Here is a 26,010-nt window from a genome sequence, read left to right as displayed (position 1 = left end):
TTCTCTTCCCGCTACTTCTCACTGAAAGCAGACCATGGTTTCCGCACGCCTTACGATCGACCCACAATTCGCAGTGGGCACTGTCAATCCCCGCCTCTTCGGTTCGTTTGTTGAACACCTTGGGCGCTGTGTCTACGACGGCATCTACGAACCCGCTCACCCCGACGCCGACGCGGACGGTTTCCGCACTGACGTGATTGAGCTCGTCAAGGAGCTTGGTGTCTCCACCATCCGCTACCCGGGCGGCAACTTCGTCTCCGGGTTCCGCTGGGAGGACAGTGTTGGACCCAAGGAACACCGCCCCCGCCGCCTCGACCTCGCTTGGCACTCCACCGAGACCAACGAGATCGGCATGCACGAGTTCAGCACATGGCTGGAGAAGGTGGGCAGCGAACTCATGCTGGCCGTTAACCTCGGCACCCGGGGCACGCTGGAAGCTTTGGACTTGTTGGAGTACTCCAACATCCGCTCCGGGACGGAGCTGTCGGACCGCCGGGCCGCTCATGGCCGGGTGGAGCCTTTCGGCGTCAAAATGTGGTGCCTGGGCAATGAAATGGACGGGCCGTGGCAGTTGGGCCATCGCTCCGCTGAGGACTACGGCAAAATCGCATCGCAGACCGCGAAGGCAATGCGTCAGCTGGATCCTTCCCTTGAACTCGTGGTCTGTGGCTCATCCAGCGCCCATATGCCCACCTTCGGAGAATGGGAGCGCGTAGTACTCACTCACTCCTACGAGGACGTCGACTACATCTCGTGCCACGCCTACTACGAGGAAAAGAACGGCGACCTGGACTCGTTCCTTGCCTCCGCAACCGACATGGACCACTTCATTGAATCCGTTGTGGCAACAGCGGACCACGTCAAGGCTGTCAACGGGAGCGCCAAAACCATCAACATTTCGTTCGATGAATGGAATGTGTGGTACCTCGAACGGTTCCATAACGTCGACATAATCGAAGGGCTGGACAACTGGCCCAAGGCGCCACGGCTGCTTGAGGACGCGTATTCCGTGGCCGACGCCGTCGTCTTCGGCAACCTGCTGATCTCATTGCTCAAGCACGCCGACCGTGTCACCTCCGCCTCCCTCGCGCAGCTGGTCAACGTGATCGCTCCCATCATGACCGAACCCGGGGGGCCGGCGTGGAAGCAGACCACCTTCTTCCCGTTCGCATTGACATCCAAGCTGGCCAAGGGAGTCGCCCTGGATGTGAGGTTGGAAGCGGACACGTACAGCACGGAGGCCTACGGCACCGTCCCGCTCATCGACGCCGTCGCGACCTACGACGCGGACTCAGCAACAACCGGCGTCTTCCTGGTCAACCGATCACGGACTGAAGAAGTGACGGTCACCGTCGACCTGACGGCGCTTGACGGCGTCATCGTCGTTGATGCCCAGACGCTTTCAGACGCGGACGTCTACGCGAAGAACACGCTCGAGGACCAGGACCGCGTGGGCTTGCAGCCGAACAAGAGCGCCGTGGTGCGGAACGGCGTCGTCGAAATCACCCTGCCTCCCGTCTCCTGGACGGCGTTGAACCTCGGCTGACTTTGCTGGATCGGTCACGTTCCAAGCGACATCCCGGTCCGAAGACCGGGATGTCGCGCCTATTGTGCAGCATCGCGGACTGAACCTCTTTTGGAGACAGCCGCCCGGTGGGACGATTTTGATATGAGCGAAAACGACGACCAAAAGCTCGTGTCCGAGGCTGCCGGCCATAGCCTTCCCAGGGAAAAGGGCACTTTCGTGGAGGAATACGAACACCCGACCACTCACCAGATGCGCATCGTCGGTCAGCGGCGGACCGAGGCGGAAGCCAAGCTGGAGCGGCAACAGCGCGAGGCTCGGGAGAAGTTCCACGAATAAACGACCCGCTTAGGCAGCCGGAGCCGAGTCGCGGTCTTCGCCGGGTGCCCGCCCGGCGACTGGTAGCTTCCGACGCCCTGCGGGCCAAGTCTTGAGCCGAGGCCAGCCACCCAATCGCGCGTCCAACGCAGCGAGCGGGAGCACGCTGTGGACAATGTAGTCGCACGCCGCCGGGCCTATCATCACCAGATCCTCGCACAGTTCTCCGCGGCGTCCGGGGGTGATGCCGGCCGCCCGAAGGCTGGCCCTAAACGTCCTGGCTCTCACGGGTTCCGAAGCCGTAAGCCCGCACCAACTGATGTACAGGCCATACAGTTCTTCGAAGCTGAGGCCGTCCTCTCCGGAATTCCGGGAGACGCACTCGTTGAGGAAATTATCCAGCGGTACTTTCGTCATCGTTGCCCCCTGTGCCTTGGCAGCTCACCGGCTGCGTTTCCATAGCTACAGCTAACAATGTGATCCAAAACGAGGAACCTACCTGAATACACAGAAACTTAAGGGCGGCAGTTGCCCTTGTCAACTAGATACTCAGGCTTGAAGGCGCGGCGATGATCCCCTGAGGCCAGCCGGAATTCCTGGCCGTTCACAGCCCGCCGGCGAGTTTGTAGTAGGCGGCGTTCCAGGCCAGCTCCTTCTTGAACGCCTTGATCGTGGTGCCTTCGTCAATGGTGAGCAGTTCGGTCCGGGCGATCTCGGCGAAGTCTTCGAACACGTCCATGCCCACCTGCGTGGAGAGCACGGTGTGGTGCGCGGCCCCTGCGGTGAGCCAGGCGGCGGCGGAGGTCGCGAAGTCGGGCTTGGGTGACCAGAGCGCCCGGGCGACGGGGAGGTTGGGCAGCGGTTCGGGGAGGTCGACGACGTCGACGGCGTTCGCGACGAGGCGGAAGCGGTCGCGCATGTCCGAGAGCGCGACGACGACTCCGGGGCCGGCATCGGCGTCGAAGACCATGCGGACGGGGTCTTCCTTGCCGCCGATGCCCAGCGGGTGGATCTCCACGCGCGGCTTGGCCGCGGTCAGGGAGGGGCAGACTTCGAGCATGTGCGCGCCGAGGATCTTCTCCTGCCCCGGGGTCAGGTGGTAGGTGTAGTCCTCCATGAGGGAGGCGCCGCCGGGAAGTCCGGCGCCCATGACCTTCGCGGCCCGGACCAGGATGGCGGTCTTCCAGTCGCCCTCGGCGCCGAAGCCGTAGCCGTCGGCCATGAGCCGCTGCACTGCCATGCCCGGGAGCTGGCGCAGTTCGCCCAGGTCCTCGAAGGAGGTGGTGAAGGCCGCGGAGCCGTTGGCTTCAAGGAAGGACCGCAGACCGAGTTCGATCCGGGCGCTGTAGCGCAAGGAGTCGTGCCGGGCACCGCCGGCGCGCAGTTCGGGTGCGACCTCGTAGAGGCGCTCGTACTCGGCGACGAGGGCGTCGACGTCGGACTCCGGCGCGCCGTGCACGGCGTCAGCGAGTTCGTTCACGGACCAGGTGTTGACCGAGACGCCGAAGCGCAGTTCGGCTTCGGTTTTATCCCCTTCGGTCACGGCGACGTTGCGCATGTTGTCCCCGAAACGGGTGAGCTTCAGAGTGCGCACGGCGGCCCAGCCGGCCGCGGCGCGCTGCCAGGCGCCCACCTGGCGTGTGACTTCCGGATTGGAGACATGCCCGACGACGGTCTTCCGCGGCACGCCGAGGCGGGACTGGATGTAGCCGAATTCACGGTCGCCGTGGGCTGCCTGGTTCAGGTTCATGAAATCGAAGTCGATGTCCGCCCAGGGCAGTTCCACGTTGGCCTGGGTGTGCAGGTGCAGCAGGGGCTTGCGCAGCAGGTCAAGGCCCTGGATCCACATTTTGGCGGGCGAGAAGGTGTGCATCCAGGCGGTCACGCCGATCACGGCGTCGTCGGAGTTGGCTTCGAGCGCGGTGCGGCGGATGGCGTCGGAGTCGGTCAGCACCGGCTTCCAGACGAGCTTGACCGGCACATCGGAGGAAGCGTTCAGCGCGGCGGCGATCTCCTGGGACTGCGCGGCGACCTGCTTCAGGACGTCCTCACCGTAGAGGTGCTGGCTGCCGGTCAGGAACCAGACTTCGTAGGGTTCGAGGGAAGTGGTGTGGGCATGTGGCATGGGATTCTCCTGGAAAAGTTCGTGGGGGGCCTGTTTAGCGGCCGTAGACGTTCTGGTAGCGATCGTAGAGGGACTCGATCCGGGCTGTGTCGATGGGCAGCGGTTCGCCGAGCTGCCGCGAAATGTGGACCGTGCGGGCCACTTCCTCGCACATCACGGCCGCCTTCACCGCGGCGCGGGCATCCTTGCCGATGGTGAACGGGCCGTGGTTCTGCATCAGGACCGCCGGGGAATGGGAGGCCCGGAGCGTGTCAACGATCCCCCGGCCGATCGAATCGTCCCCGATCAGCGCGAACGGGCCCACCGGAATCGTGCCGCCGAATTCGTCCCCCATCATGGTCAGCACGCACGGGATCGCCTCCCCGCGCGCGGCCCAGGCCGTGGCGTAGGTGGAATGGGTGTGGACGACTCCGCCGACGTCGGGCATGTTCCGGTACACGTAGGCGTGCGCGGCAGTGTCCGACGACGGCGACAGTTCCGGGTTGCCCCACTCACCGTCGCTATCGCCCGCTACGGGAACCCCGTGCAGGTCGGCGACCACCATGGACCCGGGCGTCAGCGCATCGTAGGAAACCCCCGACGGTTTGATCACCATCAGCTCATGGCCGGGGACGCGTGCGGAGACATTTCCTGCCGTCCACACGACGAGCTCGTACCGTGTCAGTTCGGCGTGCAGCGCGCAGACCTCGGCCCGGATCCGGGAAATCGTCTCCAGCAGGGCGCTCATGCGGATGCGCCAACGGCAAGCAGTGTTTTGCCGGCGTTCCGCTGGATCTTTTTGAGCCGATGCATGACCTCGTTCGCTCCCCTGCCGAAGTAATCGTGCAGGGTCCGGTATTCGTGGAAGAGTTCCTCGTAGGCGGCGACGTTTTCCGGGATCGGCGTGTAGACGGCGCCGGGTTCGGATCCCATGGCGGCCGCGGCGGCCCGGATGTCCGGGTACTCCCCCGCGGCGACGGCGGCGTGGATGGCAGAACCCAGCGCCGGGCCCTGGGCGGAGCCGATCGTGGAGAGCTGCAGGCCGGTGATGTCGGCGTAGATCTGCATCAGCAGCGTGTTCTTCAACAGTCCCCCGGCGACGATGAATTCCTTCACCGGGACTCCGGAGTCGCGGAAGGCATCCACGATGGTGCGGGTGCCGAAGGCCGTGGCCTCCAGGAGCGCCCGGTAGATGTCCTCGGGTTTCGTGGCGAGGGTCTGGCCGACGATCACGCCGGAGAGTTCGTGGTCCACTAGGACGGAGCGGTTGCCCGAGTGCCAGTCCAGGGCGATGAGTCCGTGTTCGCCGATCTTATGGGTGGAGGCGAGTTCGGTGAGGTATTCGTGGATGCCCATGCCCTGTTCTTCGGCGGCCTCGTGGTATTCGGGCGGGACGCCGTACCGGGTGAACCAGCCGAAAATATCGCCGACCCCGGACTGGCCGGCTTCGTAGCCCCAGAGCCCGTCCACGATCCCGCCGTCGACCACGCCGCACATGCCCGGCACTTCGCGCAGGACCTCGGCGTTCATGACGTGGCAGGTAGAGGTGCCCATGATCGCGACGAGCTGTCCCGGTTCCACGGCCCTGGCCGCCGGGGCGGTCACGTGCGCGTCCACATTCCCGACCGCGACGGCGATGCCCTCCGGCAGCCCGGTCCACGCGGCCGCTTCGGCCGTCAGGTAACCGCCGGCATCGCCCAGCCGGCCGATCGTGTGGGCCAGCTTGCTGCCCACGAAGTCCCGGAAGCCAGGGTTCAGGGCGCCCAGGAACTCCCCGGACGGGTAGGCGCCGTCCTGGTAGATGCCCTTGTACCCGGCCGTGCAGGCGTTCCGCACATAGTTTCCGCACAGCTGCCAGACGATCCAGTCCGCAGCCTCCACCCAATGGTCCATCTGCGCGTACGCTTCCGGGTCCTCCTCCAGGAGCTGCAGGCCCTTGGCGAACTCCCACTCCGAGGAAATCAGCCCGCCATAGCGCGGCAGCCACGCCTCGCCCCGGGCGGCGGCCAGGGCGTTGATGCGGTCCGCCTGGCCCTGGGCCGCGTGATGGCGCCACAGTTTCACATAGGCGTGCGGCCGGTCGGCGAACCCGTCCAGCTCATTGAGCGGGGTTCCCTCTGCCGTGACCGGCACCATGGTGCAGGCCGTGAAGTCGGTGGCGATTCCGACGACGGCGGCAGGGTCGATCCCGGCGTCGCGCACCGCGGCGGGGACCGCGTGACGCAACACGTCCCGGTAGTCCTGGGGCACCTGAAGTGCCCATTCCCCCGGAAGCCGTGTGGCTGTTCCATCAGGTACGTCCGCCAGATCTGCCGGCAGGGCCTCCGTGATGACCGCGTGCGGATAGTCGAAGACGCCGCTTCCCATTACCTTGCCGTCCCTGACCCGCACCACGACGGCCCTGCCGGAAAGCGTGCCGTAGTCCACGCCGATGACGTAATGATCCTTGCCGTCCGCTGTGACGCCCATGAAAAGTCCTCCAATAGCCGGTCCGCAGCCTTGCGGATTGAATCAATTGTGAGCGCTAACAATTCATGCGTCAAGGTGTGGTGCGTCAAGGGCCGGCTGGCCCGCGTGAATCAAAGTGTGCTCAGGCTGGTGCGGAGGTACTTCGGCGGATCACCAGCTCGGGCTCCACCACGGTGGTGCCGACGTTTTCCCCGTCCTCGATGCCGCCCAGCATGAGGTCCATGCAGCGCCGCCCGAGTTCTTCGAAGTCCTGGCGCACCGTGGTCAGCGGCGGCGTGAAGTAGCCGGATTCGGGTTGGTCATCGAAACCCACCACAGAAACGTCCTCGGGCACGCGGACGCCGGCCTCGCTGAAGGCCCGCAGCAGGCCCAAGGCCATCTGGTCATTTCCCACAAAAAGCGCGGTGGCCGTCCTTTCATCGGCGAGCTTCCTGCCGATGTCGTAACCGCTGCCGGCACTCCAGTCCCCCACCACCAGCAGATCATCCTCAAGGCCCGCGGCCCGCAACACCGCGCTCCACCCTTCGGCCCTGGCCACTCCGTCGATCCAATCCTGCGGTCCGGCCACGTGTCCGATCCTGCGATGTCCTTGATCAAGCAGGTGCCTGACGGCCAGTTCCGCGCCGCGCTTCTGGTCCACCATGGCTCCGCTGACGGAGGCGTCACCCATCGATCCCACGGCCACCACGGGAACCCCGGGGTCCACTTCGGCCAACGCCAGCAGGGTTTCCGAGTGCGGCACCATCACCACGATCCCGTCCACGGACTGGTCCAGGAAATGCCGGACCGCATCAAGAATCGCCTCCCGGCTGACCGTCCTCAAAGCTGCGATGCTGACGAAATAGCCGGCATCCCTCGCCGCCTGTTCAACGCCCAGCAAGGTGTTCGCCGGACCGTATTGCGCCAGCTCGCTCGCCAGGACGCCGATGGTCTGCGAGCGACGGGTCACGAGGCTCCGTGCAGCGGTGTTGCGCCGGTATCCCAGCTCCGCGATGGCCGCCTCGACACGCTCCCGGGTGCCCTTGCTGACGTTGGGGTGGTCGTTGATCACCCGGGACACGGTCTGGTGCGAGACTCCTGCCCGTTCCGCCACGTCCTCAAGCCGTGGCAAGCGTCCGCTGCTTTTTGTCATGGAGCTATTCTGCGCGACTTAGGGGCCAAGCGACGAACGACGCAGCAGCGGGTCCAGGCTGGGCTACCGGCCAGTACAGGACCATAGGCGCGGCGGGGATAGACTCGATTCAAGCCCAACAACCATCATTTGAGGAGCCCCATGCGCGCCACCATCATCCACGGTCCCGGCGACATCCGTGTTGAAGACCGTAACTACCCCACGGTCCAGCTGCCCACCGACGTCGTTGTCAAAGTCACGGCCTCCTGCGTCTGCGGATCGGATCTGTGGCCGTACCGCGGCGTCAAGCCCACCCACCAGCCTTCGGCCATTGGACACGAATTCATCGGCACGGTGGAAAGCATCGGCGACGACATCACGGACTTGGCGGTCGGCGACTTCGTCATCGCTCCCTTCCTGGTCAGCTGCGGCGCCTGCCCGCAATGCTTGAACGGCGTCACCGTTGCCTGCGATCATTTGGCAGGTTGGGGCGGCAAAGATGACAGCGGGCACACGATCGACGGCGGCCAGGGCCAGGCCGTGCGCGTACCGCTCGCCGAGTCGACCCTCGTCAAGGTTCCCGGCGTCACGGAGCCCGGCGACGCCCTCCGTGCGAGCTTGCTGACGCTCTCCGATGTGATGGCGACCGGGCACCATGCCGCCCTCGCGGCGAAGGTCAGCCCCGGCAGGACTGTCGTCGTCGTCGGCGACGGCGCGGTAGGGCTCTGCGGCGTGCTCGCAGCGAAGCGGCTCGGAGCCGAGCGGATCATCGCGATGTCCCGGCACGCCGACCGCCAGGCGATTGCCCTCGAGTTCGGGGCCACGGACATCGTCGCCGAGCGCGGCGACGACGGAGTGGCCAAGGTCCGTGAGTTGCTGGGAGGCGTTTTGGCCGACTCCGTCCTGGAGTGCGTCGGGACGAAGGAATCCATGGAACAGGCACTGCACAGTGTCCGCCCGGGCGGCGCCCTTGGCTTTGTTGGTGTCCCGACGGGCGGAGCCGAAGCCCCGCTGCGCTATTTGTTCGACACGAACATTTCGATTGCCGGCGGCATGGCTCCGGCTCGCACCTACATCCCGGAGTTGCTCGACGACGTGCTCAAAGGAAAGATCAATCCGGGCCGGGTCTTCGACACCGTGATGCCGCTCGAGGAAGCCCCCGAGGCCTACCGCGCCATGGACGAACGTCGCTCCATCAAGGTCCTGCTCACGCCCTGAGGGCCTGGACCCCGCAAGCCCCGGGCGGGATGCGTGGACTGTGGCGTGCGCGCGGGAACGGCGAGAGAATCCATATAGGAAGCCTCGCCTGAACCCAAGGGAGTGAACAAAATGATCACTGGTGCCCAAGCGCGTCCGGTGGTTAACCAAGACGGGTATTTGCCCATCGAGGATCACGGACTTATCGGCGATGGGTCGACGTGCGCTTTGGTGGGACGGGACGGCGCAATTACCTGGCTTTGCCTGCCGGAATTCGACAGTCCCCCGTTCCTGGCGGGGATCCTTGACGCGGATTCGGGCGGCCGCTTTGAAATATCCCCTATTCGCACCCTTGCATCGTCCCAGCGCTATACCGAGGATTCCTGCGTGCTGGTCACCTCCCTGGTGTCCGATCGCGGCGTGCTGCAGGTGACGGACGGACTTACGCTGCGTGCCGGCGCCGACTTGTCAGAGCCGGTGCCGGCCGGCCGTTCCGAACTCCTGCGGCACGCGCGAGCCGTGGGCGGCGACGTCCCCCTGCGCATCAGCCTGATACCGAAGGCCGGTGTCACCTTCGACACCCTGGCCACTGGCTGGAGGTTTGATTGGCGGCAGGACGGAGTCCAGGAAGTCTACCTATGGTCCTCCGTTGAACTGATCCCTGACGGTCGTGGCTTGTCCGCCGAATTGACGCTTCGCGCGGGAGAGACCCTGACCATGGTCCTGCACTGGTCGGGGCGGTTCCGGCTTCGTCAGCATCCCGAGAGCAAGAAGCTCATCGACCAGACCGTGTACGCGTGGCGCCGGTGGGCATCGAGCCTGGACTGCGAAGGCTCCCAAGCGGAGTTGATGAAGCGTTCGGCCCTGACGCTGAAAATGTTGGATCACGCCGAAACAGGGGCCATCCTGGCGGCCGCCACCTCATCCCTGCCTGAGTGGCCAGGGACGTCACGGAACTGGGACTACCGGTACACGTGGGTCCGTGACGCATCCTTCTCCAACTATGTGTTCAGGCGTATTGGCGACCCCAGTGATGCGGACGTCTTCCTTGCCTGGGTCCTGACCAACGTTGAGCGGGACGGTGTCCCGCACGTCATGTACGCCCTCGACGGTTCCCAGCCGCCCGATGAGGTGCAGGATCCACAGCTGCGGGGATACCGCGGCTCGGCGCCGGTCAGGTGGGGAAACGGCGCCCGGCACCAACTCCAGCACGATGTGTATGGTGAAATCGTCGATATCGCCTACCAGTGGTCGGGCAGTGGGAAGCGAGTCGATGAGCGGCTATGGGCCGCGCTGATCCCCATAGTCGAAATGGCCATCAGGAGCTGGCGGGTTCCGGACTCGGGACCCTGGGAGATCCGGGACAAGAGCAGGCCCTTCACCTACTCGGCGGCGCTGTGCTATGTCGCAATCGACCGTGCCATCCAGATCGCGCGCAGGGATGGGCTTCCCTATCCCAAGCGCCGGTGGGAGGCCACGGCCGGGCGAATCCGGCAGGCTGCCCTGACGCAATCCTGGGATCCACTGCGTCGCACCTTCACCGAGAATCTGGGCGGCCATGGCGGACTGGACGCGTCCTTGTTGACCCTTCCTGTCCGTAATGTCATTGATTTCGACGATCCGCGGATGGTGTCCACTACTCAAGCCATCGCCGGAGAGCTCGACGCCGGCAACGGACTTTTGTTCCGCTACCTGCCAGAGGTTTCTCCCGATGGTCTGGCGGGGAGCGAAGGGGCGTTCCTCCTCTGCAGCTTCTGGTTGGTGGACAACCTGGCCGGACAAGGGCGGGTGGACGAGGCCCATGAACTCTACGAATCCCTCTGCAGCCGTGCGAATCCACTGGGACTGCTGCCAGAGCAGATCCACCCGGATACGGGTGAGTTCCTCGGGAACTTCCCGCAGGCGTTCAGCCATGTGGGGGTACTGGCCAGCGGCCTGCGCCTGCTGAAAGCGGAGCGGCGGGCCGCGAACGCCGGCTCCACCGCGCAGAAGCAGATATAGCGGCGAGGCAGGGCTCTCAGCAAGAGACGGCGATCGGCGGGTCCTATGACGGCCCGCCGGTCGGTATTCCCGCTGTTCAGCGTTTCAGCGCCTCAGGGTTCAGCACTTCAGTGCGAAGGGCTGACCATGTGATGCCGGTGTTCCTCGGTGCTGGGCTTGATCGCCATCGCAGTGACGACGAGCGCCACGAGGCCAGCGATCCAGGATGTCCAGGCGGCCCCCGCTTGCATGGAGTAGGAGCCTAGCCACGGAGAAAGGAACAGCAAGGCACCGAAAGCTGCCTGCACCCACTCCATGGCCGGCGTTCCGGGCATGGCCAGATTGATGACACCGCTAACGATCAGCAAAGCGCCGAACACGACCATCAAGGCAGCTGACGAGCCGGCCGCCGTGGTCCAGATGACCGAGAGAGCAGCATAGAGACCGGCGACAACCGTGACCCAATCCTGCCATCGCGTCCACTTCTTCATTGAACCCACCTCTCTGATGTGGACTGCATCCCGGGGTAAAGAGCATGTACTCCGGTACTGGTGTAACAAAATCCGTACGCGGCTACTTCCCGGCATCGCCGTCGTCGAATCCTGCCGCTCACGAAGCCTTGCTAAGAGCGGACTTCCGGTCTACAACGTAGTCATAGAGCAACATTGACGAACATGCCCGGCCCCGCCGGCACGTCCGTCCAGAGAGGACCCCGTGATATCGAGTCGCTGGTCGTAAAGTCGCAGTCAGCCCAGTGCTGGCTTATCGACGTCCGTTGGTGAGAACCGCCGTGGCCTCCGGCGTGGACCTGTGTCCGGCGCCAACGTCCAGGTTCCGGCCCGACCCCGCCAGGTCGCTTGTAGTCGAAACCAACAGAAGGAAAGAAATGTTAAATATGAAGGTCCCGGCACGAAGCGCCGGAACCGCCTTCATCGCAACCCTCGCTATCACGGCACTCGCCGCATGCTCGAGCACGGGCACATCGCCTTCTCCAAGCGCCACGAGTTCCGGAGGAACGGTACCGCAGATCTCTGCGGATGCATTCACGGCCGACTTCTCGGCCATGAAACAGCTCACCTCGCTCGCTTCACAGGGCAAGGGCATGGTGGGCGTGCTGCTGCCGGACACCACCACTTCCGCGCGGTACGTCACCTTCGATGCCCCCTACCTGAAGAAGGCCTTTGAAGCCGCCGGACTCGACTCCTCAAAGTTCAAGATCGACAATGCGCAGGGCAGCGCAAGCACGATGCAGACGCAGGCCGAGGCTGACATCACGGCAGGAGCCTCCGTGCTGCTTGTCGACGCCATCGACTCCGGCTCGGGCGCGGCCATCGAGGCGGCCGCCAGCGCCCGCGGCGTCAAAGTGGTCGACTATGACCGGCTCGTCAAAGGCGGCGCGAAGGATCGCACGTACGTGAGCTTCGACAACGTCAAAGTGGGCCAACTGATTGGCCAGGGTGAGATCACATGCATCGCGGACTGGAAAGTCAGCAAACCAAACATCCTGGTCATGGATGGCGATCCGACCGACAACAACGCGAAGCTGTTCGCTGAAGGATATAACGGCGTACTCAAGCCGCACTTCGACAACGGCGAGTACGTCAACGTCGGAGAGCCGGCAGGCACTTGGACACCGTCGGTGGCACAGACGACATTCGCCCAGCAGTACACCGCACACCCGAACATCAACGCGGTGGTCACGCCTAACGACGACAACGCCAATGCCGTGATCGCCTACCTGCAGAGCAAGCAAATACCTGCTAAGACCTTCCCGACGACTGGGCAGGATGCGTCCTTGTCCGGGCTGCAGAACATCCTGAAGGGGTACCAGTGCGGAACGGTGTACAAGCCGATCTACTTTGAAGCCCAGGCGGCCGCCGCAGCAGTCCTCTACCTGCGCGCGGGCGTGCCCGTTCCGTCAACCCTCGTCAACAGCAAGACGACTGATGACACGGCGAAGTCCGACATCGCATCGGTCCTGCTGACCCCGCTGTGGGTGACCTCGAAGAACATGGCGGACACCGTGGTCAAGGACGGTGCCGTGACGAGTTCGTCGCTGTGCATCTCGCAGGTGAAGGACGCGTGCACCGCGGCAGGTATCCAGTAGCTCGAACAATGAGTGAGCTGGCAACCCCGAACCCCGCCGATGTCGGGCCCCTCCTTCGGCTGGAGGGCATCGACAAGAACTTCGGGCCTGTGCAGGCACTGGTCGACATCACCCTTGAGGTGCCGATCGGCAAGGTGACTGCGCTTGCCGGCGACAACGGCGCGGGCAAATCGGTGTTGATCAAATGCGTCGCCGGCATTCACACCCCCGACGACGGGCAGCTGTTTTGGGAGAACCAGCCCGTACGGTTGAACTCGCCGCACGAAGCCGCGGCTCTCGGCATCGAGACCGTCTACCAGGACCTCGCGCTGTGCGACAACCTCGACATCGTGCAGAACCTGTTCCTCGGCCGCGAACGCCTGCGCCATTTTCTCCTTGACGAGGAGAGCATGGAGATCGCGGCCCGGGAGACGCTCGCGAGCCTGGCCGTGACCACAGTGCGGTCGATCCGGCAACCTGTCGCGTCACTGTCCGGGGGGCAACGCCAGTCCGTGGCCATCGCAAAGTCGGTGCTGTGGAACTCGAAGCTTGTCATCATGGACGAGCCGACCGCGGCCCTCGGCGTCGCCCAGACGGAGGTCGTCCTCCACCTGATCCGTCAACTCGCCGATCGCGGCGTCGCCGTCATCGTCGTTTCGCACAACATGAACGACGTGTTCGAGGTGGCAGACCGCATCGCCGTGCTCAGGCTCGGCCAGCTTGTGGCCATCCGGCCTGTCAGGGAGATGGACCGTCAGATCGTTGTGGACCTGATGACCACGGGGTTCTCCGATCGGGCAAGGCCGGAACCAGCGCCGCCACCGCCGTCGAACCGTCCGCTCACCGCCGCCAAGGGTCCGCTCCCCTCCGTGGCAGCCGCGCTCCAGGACGAGCCGACCACGGCAGCCGCCAAGCGGAAGGCCGCATTGGCGTTGAACCCGGACATCACCGCGACGTCGCTGCCCGAATACTTCCGCGCGGCGTTCGCGCGGGTCCGGGGCGGCGAGAGCGGAGTGCTGCCGGTTCTCGCGGGTCTGTTGCTGATCTCGGTGCTCTTCCAATCGCTGAACCCGAACTTCCTGACTCCCGGCAACATGGTGAACCTGCTCATCCAGGGTTCCGTTTTCATGCTGCTGGCGATGGGCCAGGTCTTCGTCCTCCTGCTCGGCGAAATCGACTTGTCCATCGGGTACGTCGGTGGAGTGGGCGGCGTCATCATGGCCGAACTCGTCCAGGAGTCCGCCGGCTGGCCGTGGTGGGCGGCGATCGCCGTCGGCCTGCTTGGCTGCGCGGGGATCGGCTTGCTTCATGGCACGATCATCACCCGCCTCGGACTGCCGTCGTTCGTCGTGACCCTTGGCGGCCAGCTCGGCTGGCTTGGCGTGATGCTGATCATCCTCGGCAGCGGCGGCGTGGTTCCGATCAACGACAACGTCATCAACAACATCGCGAGCGGCAACCTCAGCCCCGCCACGAGCTGGATCCTCATGCTCGTCGTCGTCGGCGCGTTCAGCACGTGGACGTGGCTGCGCGACGCCCGCCGGCGCAACACCGGACTCGTCGCGCCACCCGCCAGCGTGAGCGCCCTGAAGATCGCGGCGGTGCTCGCCGCGGGTGTGGCCATCGTCTGGCTCTGCAATACGGACCGCGGCATCCTGGTCGAAATCAGTGGCGTTCCGTGGGTCCTTCTCGTGGTGCTCGGAGTCCTCGCCGCTTGGACACTGCTGCTTGGACGAACCCGGTTCGGCCGTTACGTCTACGCCATTGGCGGCAACGCCGAGGCCGCGCGGCGGGGAGGCGTGAACCTTGCCCGCATTCGCACCCTGGCCTTCATCCTCGCTTCCTTCACGGCAGGAATCGGCGGAATCGTCTACGCGTCGCGGCTCCGTTCCGTCTCGACGTCGTACGACGGCGGCACGCTGGTGCTTTACGCCGTGGCGGCCGCGGTCATCGGCGGGACCAGCTTGTTCGGCGGCCGCGGCAAGGTGCTGCACGGCGTCCTGGGCGGCCTCGTGATCGCCACAATCGATAACGGCATGGGCCTGCAGGGCTACAGCGCACCGGCCAAGTACGTCGTCACGGCCCTGGTTCTCGTCGCCGCCGTGACGATCGACGCCGTCGCGCGCCGCGGGCGCTCCCGGACATGAGGGGCTTGTTGAATGGCTTCGCACGGAGGCAGCGACCTGGCCGGTCTGGACTTGGATAATCAGCAGGCTTAACGTTCAAGAGTGGCTGGCTTACCGGAGGGACGGTCCCAGGAGCAGTCCCTGTGTCCAGCCCACGCAAGTCCGAGCGAGGAGGAGAGATGCGGAAGGTTGAAGAAACGATTGACGTGGACGTCCCCGTCCGCACGGCTTACAACCAGTGGACGCAGTTTGAGTCGTTTCCCCGATTCATGTCCGGGGTGGAGTCCGTAACCCAGTTGAGCGACACGACCAACCATTGGGTCACCAAGGTAGGGGGCGTGGAACTGGCATTCGATACGGAAATAGTCGACCAGGAACCCGACGACCGGATTGCCTGGCGCAGTATTGACGGCAAGTCGCACGCTGGCATCATCAGGTTTTCGCCGCTGGACGCCAACCACACGCACGTCAAGGTCCATTTCGAATGGGCGCCGGAAACCGTCATGGAGAAGGCCGGAGCCGCACTCCAAATTGACGAGATGCAGGTGAAGGCTGACCTGAAGAAATTCAAGGAGTTCATAGAGTCGCGTGGAAACGAAACCGGAGGGTGGCGCGGCGAGGTGGAGGAGTAAATGACTGACCCAGGACCGGTGCTTGTGGTCGGCGGCACCGGGATGCTCGGCAGCCAGGTGGTGTCCAGGCTGTTAGCAGGAGGAAAGCAGGTCCGCGCCTTGGTGCGGCCCGGTTCGGACGCAAGCCGCCTCGAAGAGCTGGGGGCGACGATCACGCGGGGCGACATGATGGACCCGGAGTCGCTTGTGAGCGCCATGGACAGTGTTGACGCTGTGATCACCTCAGCGGCGGGATACACCCACCATCGGCAGGGTGACAGCCCCGTCATCGACACGGTGGGCAACACCAACCTCGTCCATGCCGCTAGCCGCGCCGGTGTTCGCCGATTTGTCCTCACGAGCATCCTCACTTGCGATCAGACCCCGGAGGTTCCGCACTTCTGGCACAAGAAACTGACCGAGGACCGCCTGGAAGAACTCGGGGTCCCGTTCGTGGCGCTTCGTCCGGGTGCTTTCCTTGAGCAGATCACCCGCTTCGGCGACCCGTTCAGCGAGGGGCGGCTCACGTCGTTCGGGTCCCCGAGCGTTCCCTTGACCTACGTTCTTGCCAGTGACCTCGCCGGATATCTCGCGGCGGCAGTAGACGCGAGCGGCGTCGAGGGAGAGCGCATCGACATCGGTTGGGACCGGCCGGTGACCATGCAGGACATCGCCGATATCTCTGGCCAAATGCTCGGCCGGCAGATTGAGCTCGTCCTCAGCCCGATCAGCCCGGCCAACCCGATGGCGAAGGACCTCGGGGCGATGATCGACTGGTTCGGCACCGGCCGCTACGTCGCGGATACCTCACGACAGCGCGAAGTCTTCGGCCCACCGCCAACCGCGGAGGACGCCGTCGCGCGCCTGCTCACCAGCCTCGGGCACAAGCTTGGCTAAGCAACGCCCGACGGCGGGCCGTCGGGCTGCCTGTTGACCCTCGTTGATCCGGGTTCAGCTCACGGCCGGCAGCGCGTCGGGGATGCGCGGCTTGGCGTTGCCTGCGAACGTGAACTTGGCGTCGTCGCCTTCGCCGTCCACGTCGACCACCACGATGTCACCGGGGTGCAGTTCGCCGAAGAGGATCTTCTCGGAGAGCTGGTCCTCGATCTCGCGCTGGATGGTGCGGCGCAACGGCCGGGCGCCCATGGCCGGGTTGTAGCCGCGGGTGGCCAACAGGACCTTGGCTGCGTCCGTGAGCTCAATGCCCATGTCCTTATCCGCCAGATGCTGTTCCAAGCGACGGATCATCAGGTCCACTATCTCGATGATCTCCTCCTGCGTGAGTTGCGGGAAGACGATGACGTCGTCAACGCGGTTGAGGAACTCGGGACGGAATTGCTGCTTGAGTTCTTCCGTGACCCGGGCCCGCATCCGGTTGTAGCTTGTGGTGGTGTCCGTGCCGGACTGGAAACCGGTCGCCACGCTCTTGGAGATGTCGCGGGTGCCCAGGTTGGTGGTCATGATGATCACCGTGTTCTTGAAGTCCACCACCCGGCCATGGCTATCCGTCAAGCGGCCGTCCTCCATGATCTGCAGCAGCGAGTTGAAGAGATCGGCGTGGGCCTTCTCCACTTCGTCGAAGAGCACCACGGAGAACGGACGACGGCGGACCTTCTCGGTCAACTGACCACCCTCGTCGTAGCCCACGTATCCCGGAGGGGCGCCGAAGAGACGCGACACCGTGTGCTTCTCGGAGTACTCGGACATGTCCAGGGTGATGAGGGCGTCCTCATCGGCAAAGAGGAATTCCGCCAGGGCCTTGGCGAGCTCGGTCTTGCCGACGCCGGTGGGACCAGCGAAGATGAACGAACCACCCGGACGCTTGGGGTCCTTCAGGCCTGCGCGTGTACGGCGGATTGCACGCGACACTGAATTAATCGCCTCATTTTGGCCAATAACGCGCTTGTGCAGCTCCTCCTCCATCTTGAGCAGGCGGCTGGATTCTTCCTCGGTGAGTTTGAAGACCGGGATGCCGGTGGAGTTCGCGAGAACTTCGGCGATCAGCTCCTCGTCCACCTCGGAGTTGGCGTCCGTGCCGCCGGCCTTCCATCGGAGCTCCCTTTCCCTGCGCTCGGCGACAAGTTTCTGCTCCTTTATGCGCAGCGACGCGGCTCCCTCGAAGTCCTGGGCATCGATGGCCGATTCCTTCTCCATCTTCACCTCGGCGATGCGTGCGTCCATCGCTTTCAGCTCCGGCGGACGGGTCATGCGGCGGATGCGCAGCCGTGCACCTGCTTCGTCGATCAGGTCGATCGCCTTGTCCGGCAGGAAGCGGTCCGAAACGTAACGCTCCGAGAGGCTCGCCGCGGCCGCCAGTGCGCCGTCGGTGATGGTCACCCGGTGGTGCGCCTCGTAGCGGTCGCGCAGGCCCTTGAGGATCTCAACGGTGTGAGCCACCGAGGGTTCCTGGACCTGGATCGGCTGGAAGCGGCGCTCCAAGGCGGCGTCCTTCTCAATGTGCTTGCGGTACTCATCCAGCGTGGTGGCCCCGATGGTCTGGAGCTCACCACGGGCCAGCAACGGCTTGAGGATGGACGCGGCATCGATGGCACCCTCTGCAGCGCCGGCACCCACGAGCGTGTGGATCTCGTCGATGAAGAGGATGATGTCGCCGCGGGTCCGGATTTCCTTCAGGACCTTCTTCAGGCGCTCTTCGAAGTCACCACGGTAGCGGGAGCCGGCAACCACGGAGCCCAAATCGAGCGTGTAGAGCTGCTTGTCTTTCAGGCTCTCCGGCACGTTGCCCCGGACAATCGCCTGGGCAAGGCCCTCGACGACGGCGGTCTTGCCGACGCCGGGCTCACCGATCAGCACGGGGTTGTTCTTGGTCCGGCGGGAGAGGACCTGCATGACGCGTTCCATCTCCAGCTCGCGGCCGATCACGGGATCGAGCTTGTTTTCCCGCGCGGCCTGGGTGAGGTTGCGGCCGAACTGGTCCAGCACCACCGAACCGGCGGGCGCAACTTCGGCCTGGCTCGGTCCGGCGACCATTCCACTGGGATCCTTGCCCTCGTAGCCCGAGAGCAAATGGATGACCTGCTGGCGGACCCGGCCGAGGTCGGCGCCAAGCTTGACGAGGACCTGCGCGGCAACGCCTTCACCCTCGCGGATGAGGCCGAGCAGGATGTGCTCGGTGCCGATGTAGTTGTGGCCGAGCTGCAGGGCTTCCCGGAGTGCGAGCTCAAGGACCTTCTTGGCGCGCGGGGTGAAGGGGATGTGCCCGGACGGGGCTTGCCTGCCCTGGCCGATGATCTCCTGCACCTGCTCGCGGACGCCATCGAGCGAAATGCTCATCGACTCCAGCGCCTTGGCGGCAACCCCCTCACCCTCCTGGATCAGACCCAAAAGGATGTGCTCGGTACCGATGTAGTTATGGTTGAGCATGCGTGCCTCTTCTTGGGCAAGCACAACAACGCGACGGGCACGGTCCGTAAATCTCTCAAACATTTCGCCACACTCCTGGCAGCCGCCTACCTTGATGCTACGTCGCTGAGGGCCTTCTTGGGGGATCGCCGGAGGCAGAATTTTAGATATAGGGCCGGCCGGCTGCATGGCTCTTCTCCACAGACGGTCCAGACCGTGAAGAATGAGAACAACCACCAAGTAGAGGGAATTACCATGAGCACCCTGAAGCAACGCCTGCATGCCGACGTCGTAGTCCACATGAAGGACCACAACAAGACCGCGCTCACAACGGTCCGGAACGTCCTGGGCGAAATAGAGACGCGTGAGAAGTCCGGCAAGACACCCATCGAGCTGGACGACACCCAAGTGACTGCCCTGCTGCAGAAGGAAGCCGCCAAGCGCAGGGATACGGCCCGCATTTACACGGAGGCCGGCGAGTCCGGGCGCGCCGCGGCGGAAATCGCCGAAGCGGAAGTCATCGAGGCGTACCTGCCCAAAATGTTGACGCCCGCGGAAGTCGAAGACATCGTGGACGAGGCAATCGCCGCGTTGAAGGCCGATGGCCAGGAGCTTACGATCAGGCAGATGGGCGCCGTGATGAAGCCCGTCACAGCAAAGGTCGCCGGCCGCTTCGACGGCAAGGCGGTCAGCGAAATCGTCCGGACCCGACTCGCATAGACTCACCGGCACGCAGGGAGGAGCAGCCATGGCAGCCATCATCCTGGGATGGAATCCACGGCTTGGGAACGACTGGAACTACGAGGCTGTCATCGAGCAGGTGGCCGAAACAGGTCAATTCCTGGAGCGGTGGAACGTCGGGCAACACCGGAAGATCCAGCCAGGCAACCAGGCATGGCTTCTCCTGCAAGGCGGAGGCCCTCACGGACGGGGGCTGATCGGACACGGCGTCGTCATGTCCGAAAGCTATGAAGCGCCACAACGCACCGAACCCAGGACCATGGCGCGGTACGTCAGCGTGGCCTTCGATGCCCTGCTCCCCCTCGGCGGCCAGATCCCGTCGAGTGTCCTCTCCAGAGAAGCGCCGGACGTGGCCTGGAATACCGTCCGCGGTTCGGGACGGTTCATTCCGCCGGAATCAGAACCTGGCCTTCAGCACGTGTGGCGGGAGCACGGGCCAGCGGTCTCTGAGCCGGGCCAGATTGTTCCGGGAACCTACCCTGAAGTAGCCGTCAGCAGGATTGAAACGAACCGCTACGAGCGGGATCCCGAAGCCCGCCGGGTCTGCCTGGCTTTCCACGGGACGTCTTGTGCCGCATGCACGTTCTCCTTCGAAGTAAGTTACGGGGAGATCGGCAAGGACTTCATCCACATCCACCACGTGGTTCCCGTTTCTCAGCTTGGCAGCGACTACCGGCTGGATCCCATAGCGGACCTTGTGCCGCTGTGTGCCAACTGCCACGCCATGGCACACCGGGGCGTGGGCACCCCTCGCACAGCGGCGGAACTGCGCCGGGCCATCGCCGCCGCCGGGCATTTGCCCGGCCAAATCGTCGACGATAGGGCACTGGCAGCCCAGGACGCCGCACACCGAATCCTTGAGCAGCGGTGACCGAAGGGCCGCCCTTTGCACTAGCCAGCCAAGGTTCTTCGCCGTATTTTGGTTAACTACACCGTGTGGCGAGCACCACACGCTGTGAGTCAGATGATCCATTTGCCGGACTGGAAATCACCGGGGCGCAACGTCGCGCCCCGGACCCGGCGAACCTACCGGGCGTCACGCGCCGCCCGCTGTTCAGGAGGATACGCATGACCGGGATGTTTGAACTCTTCATCGACGAGGACACGAGCTTCAGATTCAGGCTCAAAGGGCCGGACGGAACAGTGGTAGCCGTCTCCAAGTCCTTTCGAGACAAGCGTGCCGCGGTGTGCGGCATCAGTGACGTCCGCGAATATGCAGGAATGGGCCTGATCACCGATCTCTGCCCCGAAGTCCCTCTTCGCGGACCAGCGCCCACCCCACCGGCCCCTGTGGTGAGGCAAACCAGTCCTTCAGCGATGCCGCCGCTTCCCGCCCCGCCGCGGCACCATAGTCCCCTCCCCCCAAGAGATCGCACCCGGCCCTGGCATAATCCCGCCCTGGTCGACCACCCTGCACCGGTTTAGGCGAGTCGCAAAGCCGAAAGCCGGAGGGCATCCGGCCGCGGCGGCCCTTGTCCCGGTCCCGCGCCGCCGGGTGTAATGGACGCACGACGGCGACTCCCGCCGTCGTGCGCCGAAGGAGCCGCAATGTTCACCAGCCCGTACGCTGATGTCGAGATCCCCGAAGTCACGATTTATGAGTATCTGTTCGGCGGGCTGGGCGGCGAGGATCTTGACCGGATCGCACTCGTGGACGGCACGTCCGGCGATGAAATGAGCTACCGGCAACTCGTCAGCCGAATTGACGCCACCGCAGGCTGGCTAGCCAGCCACGAAGCAGGCCCCGGGACCACCGTGGGCCTTTTCTGCCCCAACGTGCCGGCGTTCGCCGTCGTCTTCCACGGGGTGCTCCGCGCGGGCGCCGCCGTCACCACCGTCAATGCGCTGTATACGGCCGATGAAGTAGGCAGCCAGCTCAGGGACGCGGGCGCCTCCTGGCTCTTCACCATTTCCCCCTTCCTTGAGCGGGCGGAGGCCGCGGCACTGACTGCGGGCATCCCGGCGGAGCAGCTCGTCGTGCTCGACGGCGGCGACCTCGCCAATTCCGCGGGGCATCCCTCGCTCGGGGACGTGGTCGAAGCCGGCCTTCCCGCGCCGGCGCTGAGCATCGATCCGCATGCCGCCGCCGTGGTGCCCTACTCCTCGGGCACGAGCGGAACGCCGAAAGGCGTCTTGTTGAGCCAGTACAACCTCGTCGCGAACGTCGCTCAGTCGAGCGCCTTCTTCCGCGTGACTCCCGACGACGTGCTGCTTGCCGTCCTGCCGTTCTTCCACATCTACGGGCTGACCGTGCTGCTCAATCTGGCCCTCGGCGAGCGGGCCCGGCTCGTCACGATGCCGAAGTTCGACCTCGCCGAGTTCCTCCGCATCACACAGGACCACCGCTGCACTTACCTCTTCATCGCGCCGCCCATCGCCGTTGCTCTGGCGAAGCATCCTCTCGTGGACCAATACGACCTCTCGTCCGTCCGCGCCGTGCTTTCGGGTGCTGCGCCCCTCGATGGCGAACTGGGGCACGCTGTTGCGAACCGGCTCGGGTGCACGATGCTCCAGGGTTATGGGATGACCGAGCTGAGTCCCGTTTCACACGCCATCCCGCGCGACGGCGCCGAGCGCGTCCCTCTCGACTCAGTGGGTTACACGGTGCCCAACACGGAGTGCAAGCTCCTCGACCCGGCCACGGACGAAGAGATCGACGTCCCGGCCGAAGGACCGAGCGCCCCCGGGCAGCTCCTCGTCCGCGGCCCTCAGGTCATGCTCGGTTACCTGAACCGGCCCGACGCTACCGCTGCGACGATCGATCCGGATGGCTTCCTCCGCACGGGCGACATCGCGACCGTCACGGCGGACGGCGTCGTGACGATCGTTGACCGCCTCAAAGAGCTGATCAAATACAAGGGCTACCAGATCGCCCCTGCCGAGCTTGAAGCGCTCCTGCTCACCCACCCACGCATTGCGGACGCCGCGGTCATCGGAATCCGCGCGGACGACGGCGAAGAGGTGCCGAAGGCGTTCGTCGTCCGGCAAGCAGACGCCGAGCTCGGGGACGGGGATGTGATGGAGTTCGTCGCCGGGCTGGTGGCGCCGTTCAAGCGCGTGCGATCGGTCGAGTTCGTCGAGGCGATTCCCAAGTCGGCGTCGGGGAAGATCCTTCGGCGGGAGCTTCGCGCGAGGACCTGAGCATAGTCGGCGTCAACGCTTCGCGAGCGTCCGGAGGAGTTTCAGGGCCACGGAAATCGAGGCGAGGTCCACCTGCCCGGGTTTGGTGACTTCCACGAACGTGTCCTTGATCCTTCCCAGTTGCAGGAGCGAGAAGCAAACCCCCAGGACATGACGTGGGCGCGGGCCGTCTGGCCCGCGCCCTGCTATCGGCGTCCGCGGACTAGTGCTTCCTGAAGGCGCCTTTGATCTTTTCGCCTGCCAGCTTCAGATCGGCCCTGACCTGACGAGACTTGCCCTCAGCCTTGAGCCGGTCATTGCCGGTGGCCTCGCCGGCCGCTTCCGTGGCCTTGCCGTGGAGTTTCCCGGCAGCGTGATGGAACCTCTCTCCCCAACCCATAATGGCTCTCCTTAGTCGGCGGCCCGCGGCAGGACACCGTAAGGCCGCACTTAATTGTAGGGACGGAACTCCAGCAAAGGCACGTCCAGGCCGGAAAGCCTTGCCGCTCAGGGAGCGCGGATACGCGTCCCGTACCATGGGGCGGATGGTGTTCATACGGCTATACCGCGAAGGCAAACTCGAACGTGACGATGTCAGGGCCCACGAGATCGAAGCCCTGGCCCGCCAGGATGATGTGGTGCTGTGGATCGACTACACGAATCCGACGGCGGATGACCTGCTCGGCGTCGAAACCGTGTACGGGCTTCACCGGCTCGCCGTCGAGGACGCCGTTCACGACTTTCAGCGGCCCAAACTGGACCGCTACCCGAACCACCTGTTCCTCTCGGCCTACCAGGCGGCGTTACGGCCTGGCACCGGGGAACTGGCTGTCGCCGAGATCTCGGCATTCGTGACCCACAACGCCCTGGTGACGGTACACGGGCCGGAGTTCGACACCGACGCCCTGACGGCGCACTGGGACGCCGAAACCGAGCTGGCGCAACACGGAGTGCCCTTCCTCTTCTGGGGCCTCCTGGACATGATCGTCGACGGGCATTTCGACGCCGTCCAGGAACTCGACGGTTACATTGACGCCCTCGAAGAGTCGCTTTTCGACGACCACTCCCCAGACCACGACCTGCAGCGGAAGACGTTTGAACTCCGCAAGAACCTTGTCCGGCTCCGCCGCGTTGTCCTGCCTATGCGCGAAGTCCTCAACACCCTCCTCCGGCGGGATGACCTGGTCGGCTGCAGCCCGGCGATGCAGCCCTTCCTGCAGGACGTCTACGACCACGTGCTGCGTGCCACGGAGTGGACGGAATCGCTCCGTGACCTGGTCACGACCATCTTGGAAACCCACATCAGCATCCAGGGGAACCAGATGAACCTCGTCATGAAGAAGGTCACCAGCTGGGCTGCGATCATCGCCGTCCCCACTGCCGTCACCGGCTTCTTCGGGCAGAATGTGCCCTTTTTCGGCTTCCAGAGCGACTACGGCCTCTGGCTGTCCTGCGCTCTCATGGCCGGCGGTTCAATCTTCCTGTACCTCGCGTTCAAGAAGCGGGACTGGATCTAGCCAGAAGCCCCACAGCGCAGCTCGGGTCTCTGTCCTACTGATCGTCCTTTCGGGTTGGAAGCACCAAGAGCGCATCTCCGACCGCGCGTTCCGAACCGCCCGACGGGGTGTTCTGGACTTTCCCGGCGGCAACGGCTGTTGTTGAGCCGCCGCCGTCGAGGTTCATGGCCTGGACCATGCCGAGTGACACCGCGACGTCAGCCTCTTCCTTCAGGCTCAGCCCAAGCGATGAAGTTGAGCGTCCGTCCGCGGTGACAAGCATGGTCCTGCCCTGGGCATCGGTCCCGGCGAAGGTCCGGGGATTCCGCTTGTGGACCCAGCCGTAGTAGAAGCTGTTTCCATCGTTGGGATGCACCATGCCGTCGTGCCCGGCGGTAACATCCACGCTGCCGTCCTTGACGAGCAACGGTCCGCCGTTGACGACGCTCGTGGCCTTGTTGGTGTGCAGGGGCTTCCCGTCCTGGCCGAGCAATCCGGCGTCGATCTTCAGCTTCGCGCCCACGGGGGCGAGTGCGCGGAGCCGTGCGACGTCGGTTCCAGTGGCCTGGATGGTGTGTCCGCCCGCAGGGATAGCCGCGCCACGGGTTTCGGCGACGGATGTGACAGTGTCGTGGCTGTCCACCACCACTTCAACCCCCGGGCCCGTGGGCGTGGTCGGCCCGAATTCCGGAGTGAAGGTGACGATCTCGTTGGAGTTCGTGCAAGTGACGTCCTGGAGCGGGCGTGAGGTAGGCAGGTCATTGGCACCGCCGCAGTTGCGGATCAGGCCCGGCACGCGGTCGATGCCGTCCAAAGTCGCTTCACCGGAAGGAGCCGAGATCTTCCCTGACCAGGTGAGCCGCTGGATACTGCTGGCGTTCTTCTTTCCATCAATGACGAGGGCCGGTCGGTCCGCCACGGCTTCGCTGAGAATCCTGCCTCCGTACACGCCAACTCCGGCGGGGTCGCCTTCAGCGCCGGCCTTCGGGTCGAAGACGAAGAAGCCTGCATTCACAGCGGCGAGGGCGTGGGCGTCCGATGCCAGCTGGCTGGTCGTCTCCCGCTTCTCCAGGTCCGGGCCGAAGGAGGCGGCGAGCTGGCCCTGGTACGTCCCAGGGTCGATCGTGATGACGTCAAGATTCCACGGTCCGCGGGTCGTGGTGCTGGTTTCGGCGTCGCCGTCCCAACCGGTGTAGATCACTGAGGACGCGAAACCGGCGGCTTTGATCTTCGCGACGATGGAAGCGCCGTCGGCCTGCGCAGCAACGTGACCGGCGCGGACCCTGTAGCCCAAGTCGCCGCCGGCGTCCGCAAGCTGCGGCGACTGGACATGTTCAACGCGGGCATCGACGCCGGCGGCCTTCAGCTTGTCGGCTGTGCGCTGCGCAGTGGCCTGGCTTGAGAGCGCCGACGTCGGAGCATCCGGGTCCGGCGAATCAGAGGGAATCGCCACTTCGGCTGTCCAGAACAGCGAGGAGTCGGCTCCGCCCCGGTTGATTTTGGTGAGAGTGACGCCGGGGGCGAGGGCTGTCATTGTCCGGGTCTCGGGGAGATCAGCCGCGCCAAGGTTGAGGTGGGCGCCGTGATCAGTGCTCTTGCCACTTGTCCGGACATCGTCCGCATGGGTGGGGCCCACAGGGCTGAGGAGCGCTGAAAAGACGGCCAGAACGAGCCCGCCGGTGAGGGCACTGCGACGTTTGAGGGAGGCTTTCATGCGTCCACCGTATAGAGACCGGACGGTCTCCCGGGCCGGTTTTCGGGTT

General features: G+C 64.7%; 22 protein-coding genes. 13 read left to right on the top strand and 9 right to left on the bottom strand.

Features of this window, described 5'->3' with window-relative positions; all coding sequences use genetic code 11:
- Positions 1–34 precede the first annotated feature (34 nt).
- Both arfA and LFT47_RS10690 read left to right on the top strand, forming a co-directional pair.
- Positions 35–1,546, top strand: a complete 1,512-nt coding sequence (gene arfA, locus LFT47_RS10695; RefSeq protein WP_236810574.1) for an arabinosylfuranosidase ArfA — start codon at positions 35–37, stop codon at positions 1,544–1,546.
- A gap of 123 nt (positions 1,547–1,669) precedes the next feature.
- Positions 1,670–1,864 carry a hypothetical protein gene (locus tag LFT47_RS10690; protein WP_236810571.1) on the top strand — a complete coding sequence of 65 codons (195 nt, stop codon included), beginning with the start codon at positions 1,670–1,672 and terminating at the stop codon, positions 1,862–1,864.
- 9 nt (positions 1,865–1,873) lie between these two features.
- Here the strand turns inward: LFT47_RS10690 and LFT47_RS10685 are convergent, their stop codons facing one another.
- The 5 genes from LFT47_RS10685 to LFT47_RS10665 form a co-directional block, all read right to left on the bottom strand.
- Positions 1,874–2,260 (bottom strand): hypothetical protein, encoded by a 387-nt coding sequence (locus LFT47_RS10685; RefSeq protein WP_236810569.1) that lies wholly within the window; start codon positions 2,258–2,260, stop codon positions 1,874–1,876.
- Between the two features lie 187 nt (positions 2,261–2,447).
- The gene (gene araA, locus LFT47_RS10680) at positions 2,448–3,968 is read right to left on the bottom strand and encodes an L-arabinose isomerase (RefSeq protein WP_236810567.1); all 1,521 of its coding nucleotides are present in this window, start codon (positions 3,966–3,968) and stop codon (positions 2,448–2,450) included.
- A gap of 34 nt (positions 3,969–4,002) precedes the next feature.
- Positions 4,003–4,695 (bottom strand): L-ribulose-5-phosphate 4-epimerase, encoded by a 693-nt coding sequence (locus tag LFT47_RS10675; protein ID WP_236810565.1) that lies wholly within the window; start codon positions 4,693–4,695, stop codon positions 4,003–4,005.
- Entirely contained in the window at positions 4,692–6,416 is a 1,725-nt protein-coding gene (gene araB, locus LFT47_RS10670; protein WP_236810563.1) for a ribulokinase, read from the bottom strand. The genes LFT47_RS10675 and araB overlap by 4 nt, the downstream gene beginning before the upstream one ends.
- 121 nt (positions 6,417–6,537) lie before the next feature.
- A complete protein-coding gene (locus LFT47_RS10665; protein WP_236810561.1) occupies positions 6,538–7,548 on the bottom strand; it encodes a LacI family DNA-binding transcriptional regulator in 1,011 nt (336 codons plus the stop codon).
- A gap of 141 nt (positions 7,549–7,689) precedes the next feature.
- On the opposite strand from LFT47_RS10665, the gene LFT47_RS10660 reads away from it, so the two are divergent.
- Together LFT47_RS10660 and LFT47_RS10655 are read left to right on the top strand one after the other, a co-directional pair.
- Complete coding sequence (locus LFT47_RS10660; protein WP_236810559.1) at positions 7,690–8,745, top strand: zinc-dependent alcohol dehydrogenase family protein; 1,056 nt, start codon at positions 7,690–7,692, stop codon at positions 8,743–8,745.
- 111 nt (positions 8,746–8,856) lie between these two features.
- The gene (locus LFT47_RS10655; RefSeq protein ID WP_236818237.1) at positions 8,857–10,725 is read left to right on the top strand and encodes a glycoside hydrolase family 15 protein; all 1,869 of its coding nucleotides are present in this window, start codon (positions 8,857–8,859) and stop codon (positions 10,723–10,725) included.
- Positions 10,726–10,832: 107 nt separating this feature from the next.
- Here the strand turns inward: LFT47_RS10655 and LFT47_RS10650 are convergent, their stop codons facing one another.
- Positions 10,833–11,195, bottom strand: coding sequence for an SPW repeat protein (locus tag LFT47_RS10650; protein ID WP_236818234.1), 363 nt, complete (start codon positions 11,193–11,195; stop codon positions 10,833–10,835).
- Between the two features lie 395 nt (positions 11,196–11,590).
- Between LFT47_RS10650 and LFT47_RS10645 the strand changes: the two genes are divergently transcribed.
- The 4 genes from LFT47_RS10645 to LFT47_RS10630 all read left to right on the top strand — a co-directional run bounded on the left by LFT47_RS10645 (position 11,591) and on the right by LFT47_RS10630 (position 16,424).
- Positions 11,591–12,811 (top strand): sugar ABC transporter substrate-binding protein, encoded by a 1,221-nt coding sequence (locus tag LFT47_RS10645; RefSeq protein WP_236818233.1) that lies wholly within the window; start codon positions 11,591–11,593, stop codon positions 12,809–12,811.
- Positions 12,812–12,819: 8 nt separating this feature from the next.
- Entirely contained in the window at positions 12,820–14,937 is a 2,118-nt protein-coding gene (locus LFT47_RS10640) for an ABC transporter permease subunit (RefSeq protein ID WP_236818226.1), read from the top strand.
- Between the two features lie 158 nt (positions 14,938–15,095).
- Positions 15,096–15,548, top strand: coding sequence for an SRPBCC family protein (locus LFT47_RS10635; RefSeq protein ID WP_236818223.1), 453 nt, complete (start codon positions 15,096–15,098; stop codon positions 15,546–15,548).
- Complete coding sequence (locus LFT47_RS10630; RefSeq protein ID WP_236818221.1) at positions 15,549–16,424, top strand: SDR family oxidoreductase; 876 nt, start codon at positions 15,549–15,551, stop codon at positions 16,422–16,424.
- 54 nt (positions 16,425–16,478) lie between these two features.
- On the opposite strand, the gene LFT47_RS10625 is transcribed toward LFT47_RS10630, so the two are convergent.
- Positions 16,479–18,974 carry an ATP-dependent Clp protease ATP-binding subunit gene (locus LFT47_RS10625; protein WP_236818219.1) on the bottom strand — a complete coding sequence of 832 codons (2,496 nt, stop codon included), beginning with the start codon at positions 18,972–18,974 and terminating at the stop codon, positions 16,479–16,481.
- Between the two features lie 171 nt (positions 18,975–19,145).
- On the opposite strand from LFT47_RS10625, the gene LFT47_RS10620 reads away from it, so the two are divergent.
- The 4 genes from LFT47_RS10620 (at position 19,146) to LFT47_RS10605 (ending at position 22,772) form a co-directional block, all read left to right on the top strand.
- The gene (locus LFT47_RS10620; protein ID WP_236818212.1) at positions 19,146–19,610 is read left to right on the top strand and encodes a GatB/YqeY domain-containing protein; all 465 of its coding nucleotides are present in this window, start codon (positions 19,146–19,148) and stop codon (positions 19,608–19,610) included.
- A 28-nt stretch (positions 19,611–19,638) separates the two neighbouring features.
- Positions 19,639–20,502: an HNH endonuclease gene (locus LFT47_RS10615; RefSeq protein WP_236818210.1), complete on the top strand. Its 864-nt coding sequence runs from the start codon at positions 19,639–19,641 to the stop codon at positions 20,500–20,502.
- Between the two features lie 197 nt (positions 20,503–20,699).
- Entirely contained in the window at positions 20,700–21,056 is a 357-nt protein-coding gene (locus LFT47_RS21515; RefSeq protein WP_236818208.1) for a YegP family protein, read from the top strand.
- A 123-nt stretch (positions 21,057–21,179) separates the two neighbouring features.
- Entirely contained in the window at positions 21,180–22,772 is a 1,593-nt protein-coding gene (locus tag LFT47_RS10605; RefSeq protein ID WP_236818205.1) for an AMP-binding protein, read from the top strand.
- Positions 22,773–22,974: 202 nt separating this feature from the next.
- Here the strand turns inward: LFT47_RS10605 and LFT47_RS10600 are convergent, their stop codons facing one another.
- Positions 22,975–23,151 (bottom strand): CsbD family protein, encoded by a 177-nt coding sequence (locus LFT47_RS10600; RefSeq protein WP_236818202.1) that lies wholly within the window; start codon positions 23,149–23,151, stop codon positions 22,975–22,977.
- Between the two features lie 145 nt (positions 23,152–23,296).
- On the opposite strand from LFT47_RS10600, the gene LFT47_RS10595 reads away from it, so the two are divergent.
- Positions 23,297–24,268, top strand: coding sequence for a magnesium transporter CorA family protein (locus tag LFT47_RS10595; RefSeq protein WP_236818201.1), 972 nt, complete (start codon positions 23,297–23,299; stop codon positions 24,266–24,268).
- Positions 24,269–24,302: 34 nt separating this feature from the next.
- Here the strand turns inward: LFT47_RS10595 and LFT47_RS10590 are convergent, their stop codons facing one another.
- Complete coding sequence (locus LFT47_RS10590; protein ID WP_236818199.1) at positions 24,303–25,961, bottom strand: phosphodiester glycosidase family protein; 1,659 nt, start codon at positions 25,959–25,961, stop codon at positions 24,303–24,305.
- Positions 25,962–26,010: the final 49 nt, after the last annotated feature.

The sequence above is a fragment of the Arthrobacter sp. FW306-2-2C-D06B genome, assembly GCF_021789175.1.
Taxonomy (GTDB): Bacteria; Actinomycetota; Actinomycetes; order Actinomycetales; family Micrococcaceae; genus Arthrobacter.
The sequence above is the reverse complement of the archived record's forward strand: the minus strand, read 5'-3'. Positions and strand labels throughout refer to the sequence as shown.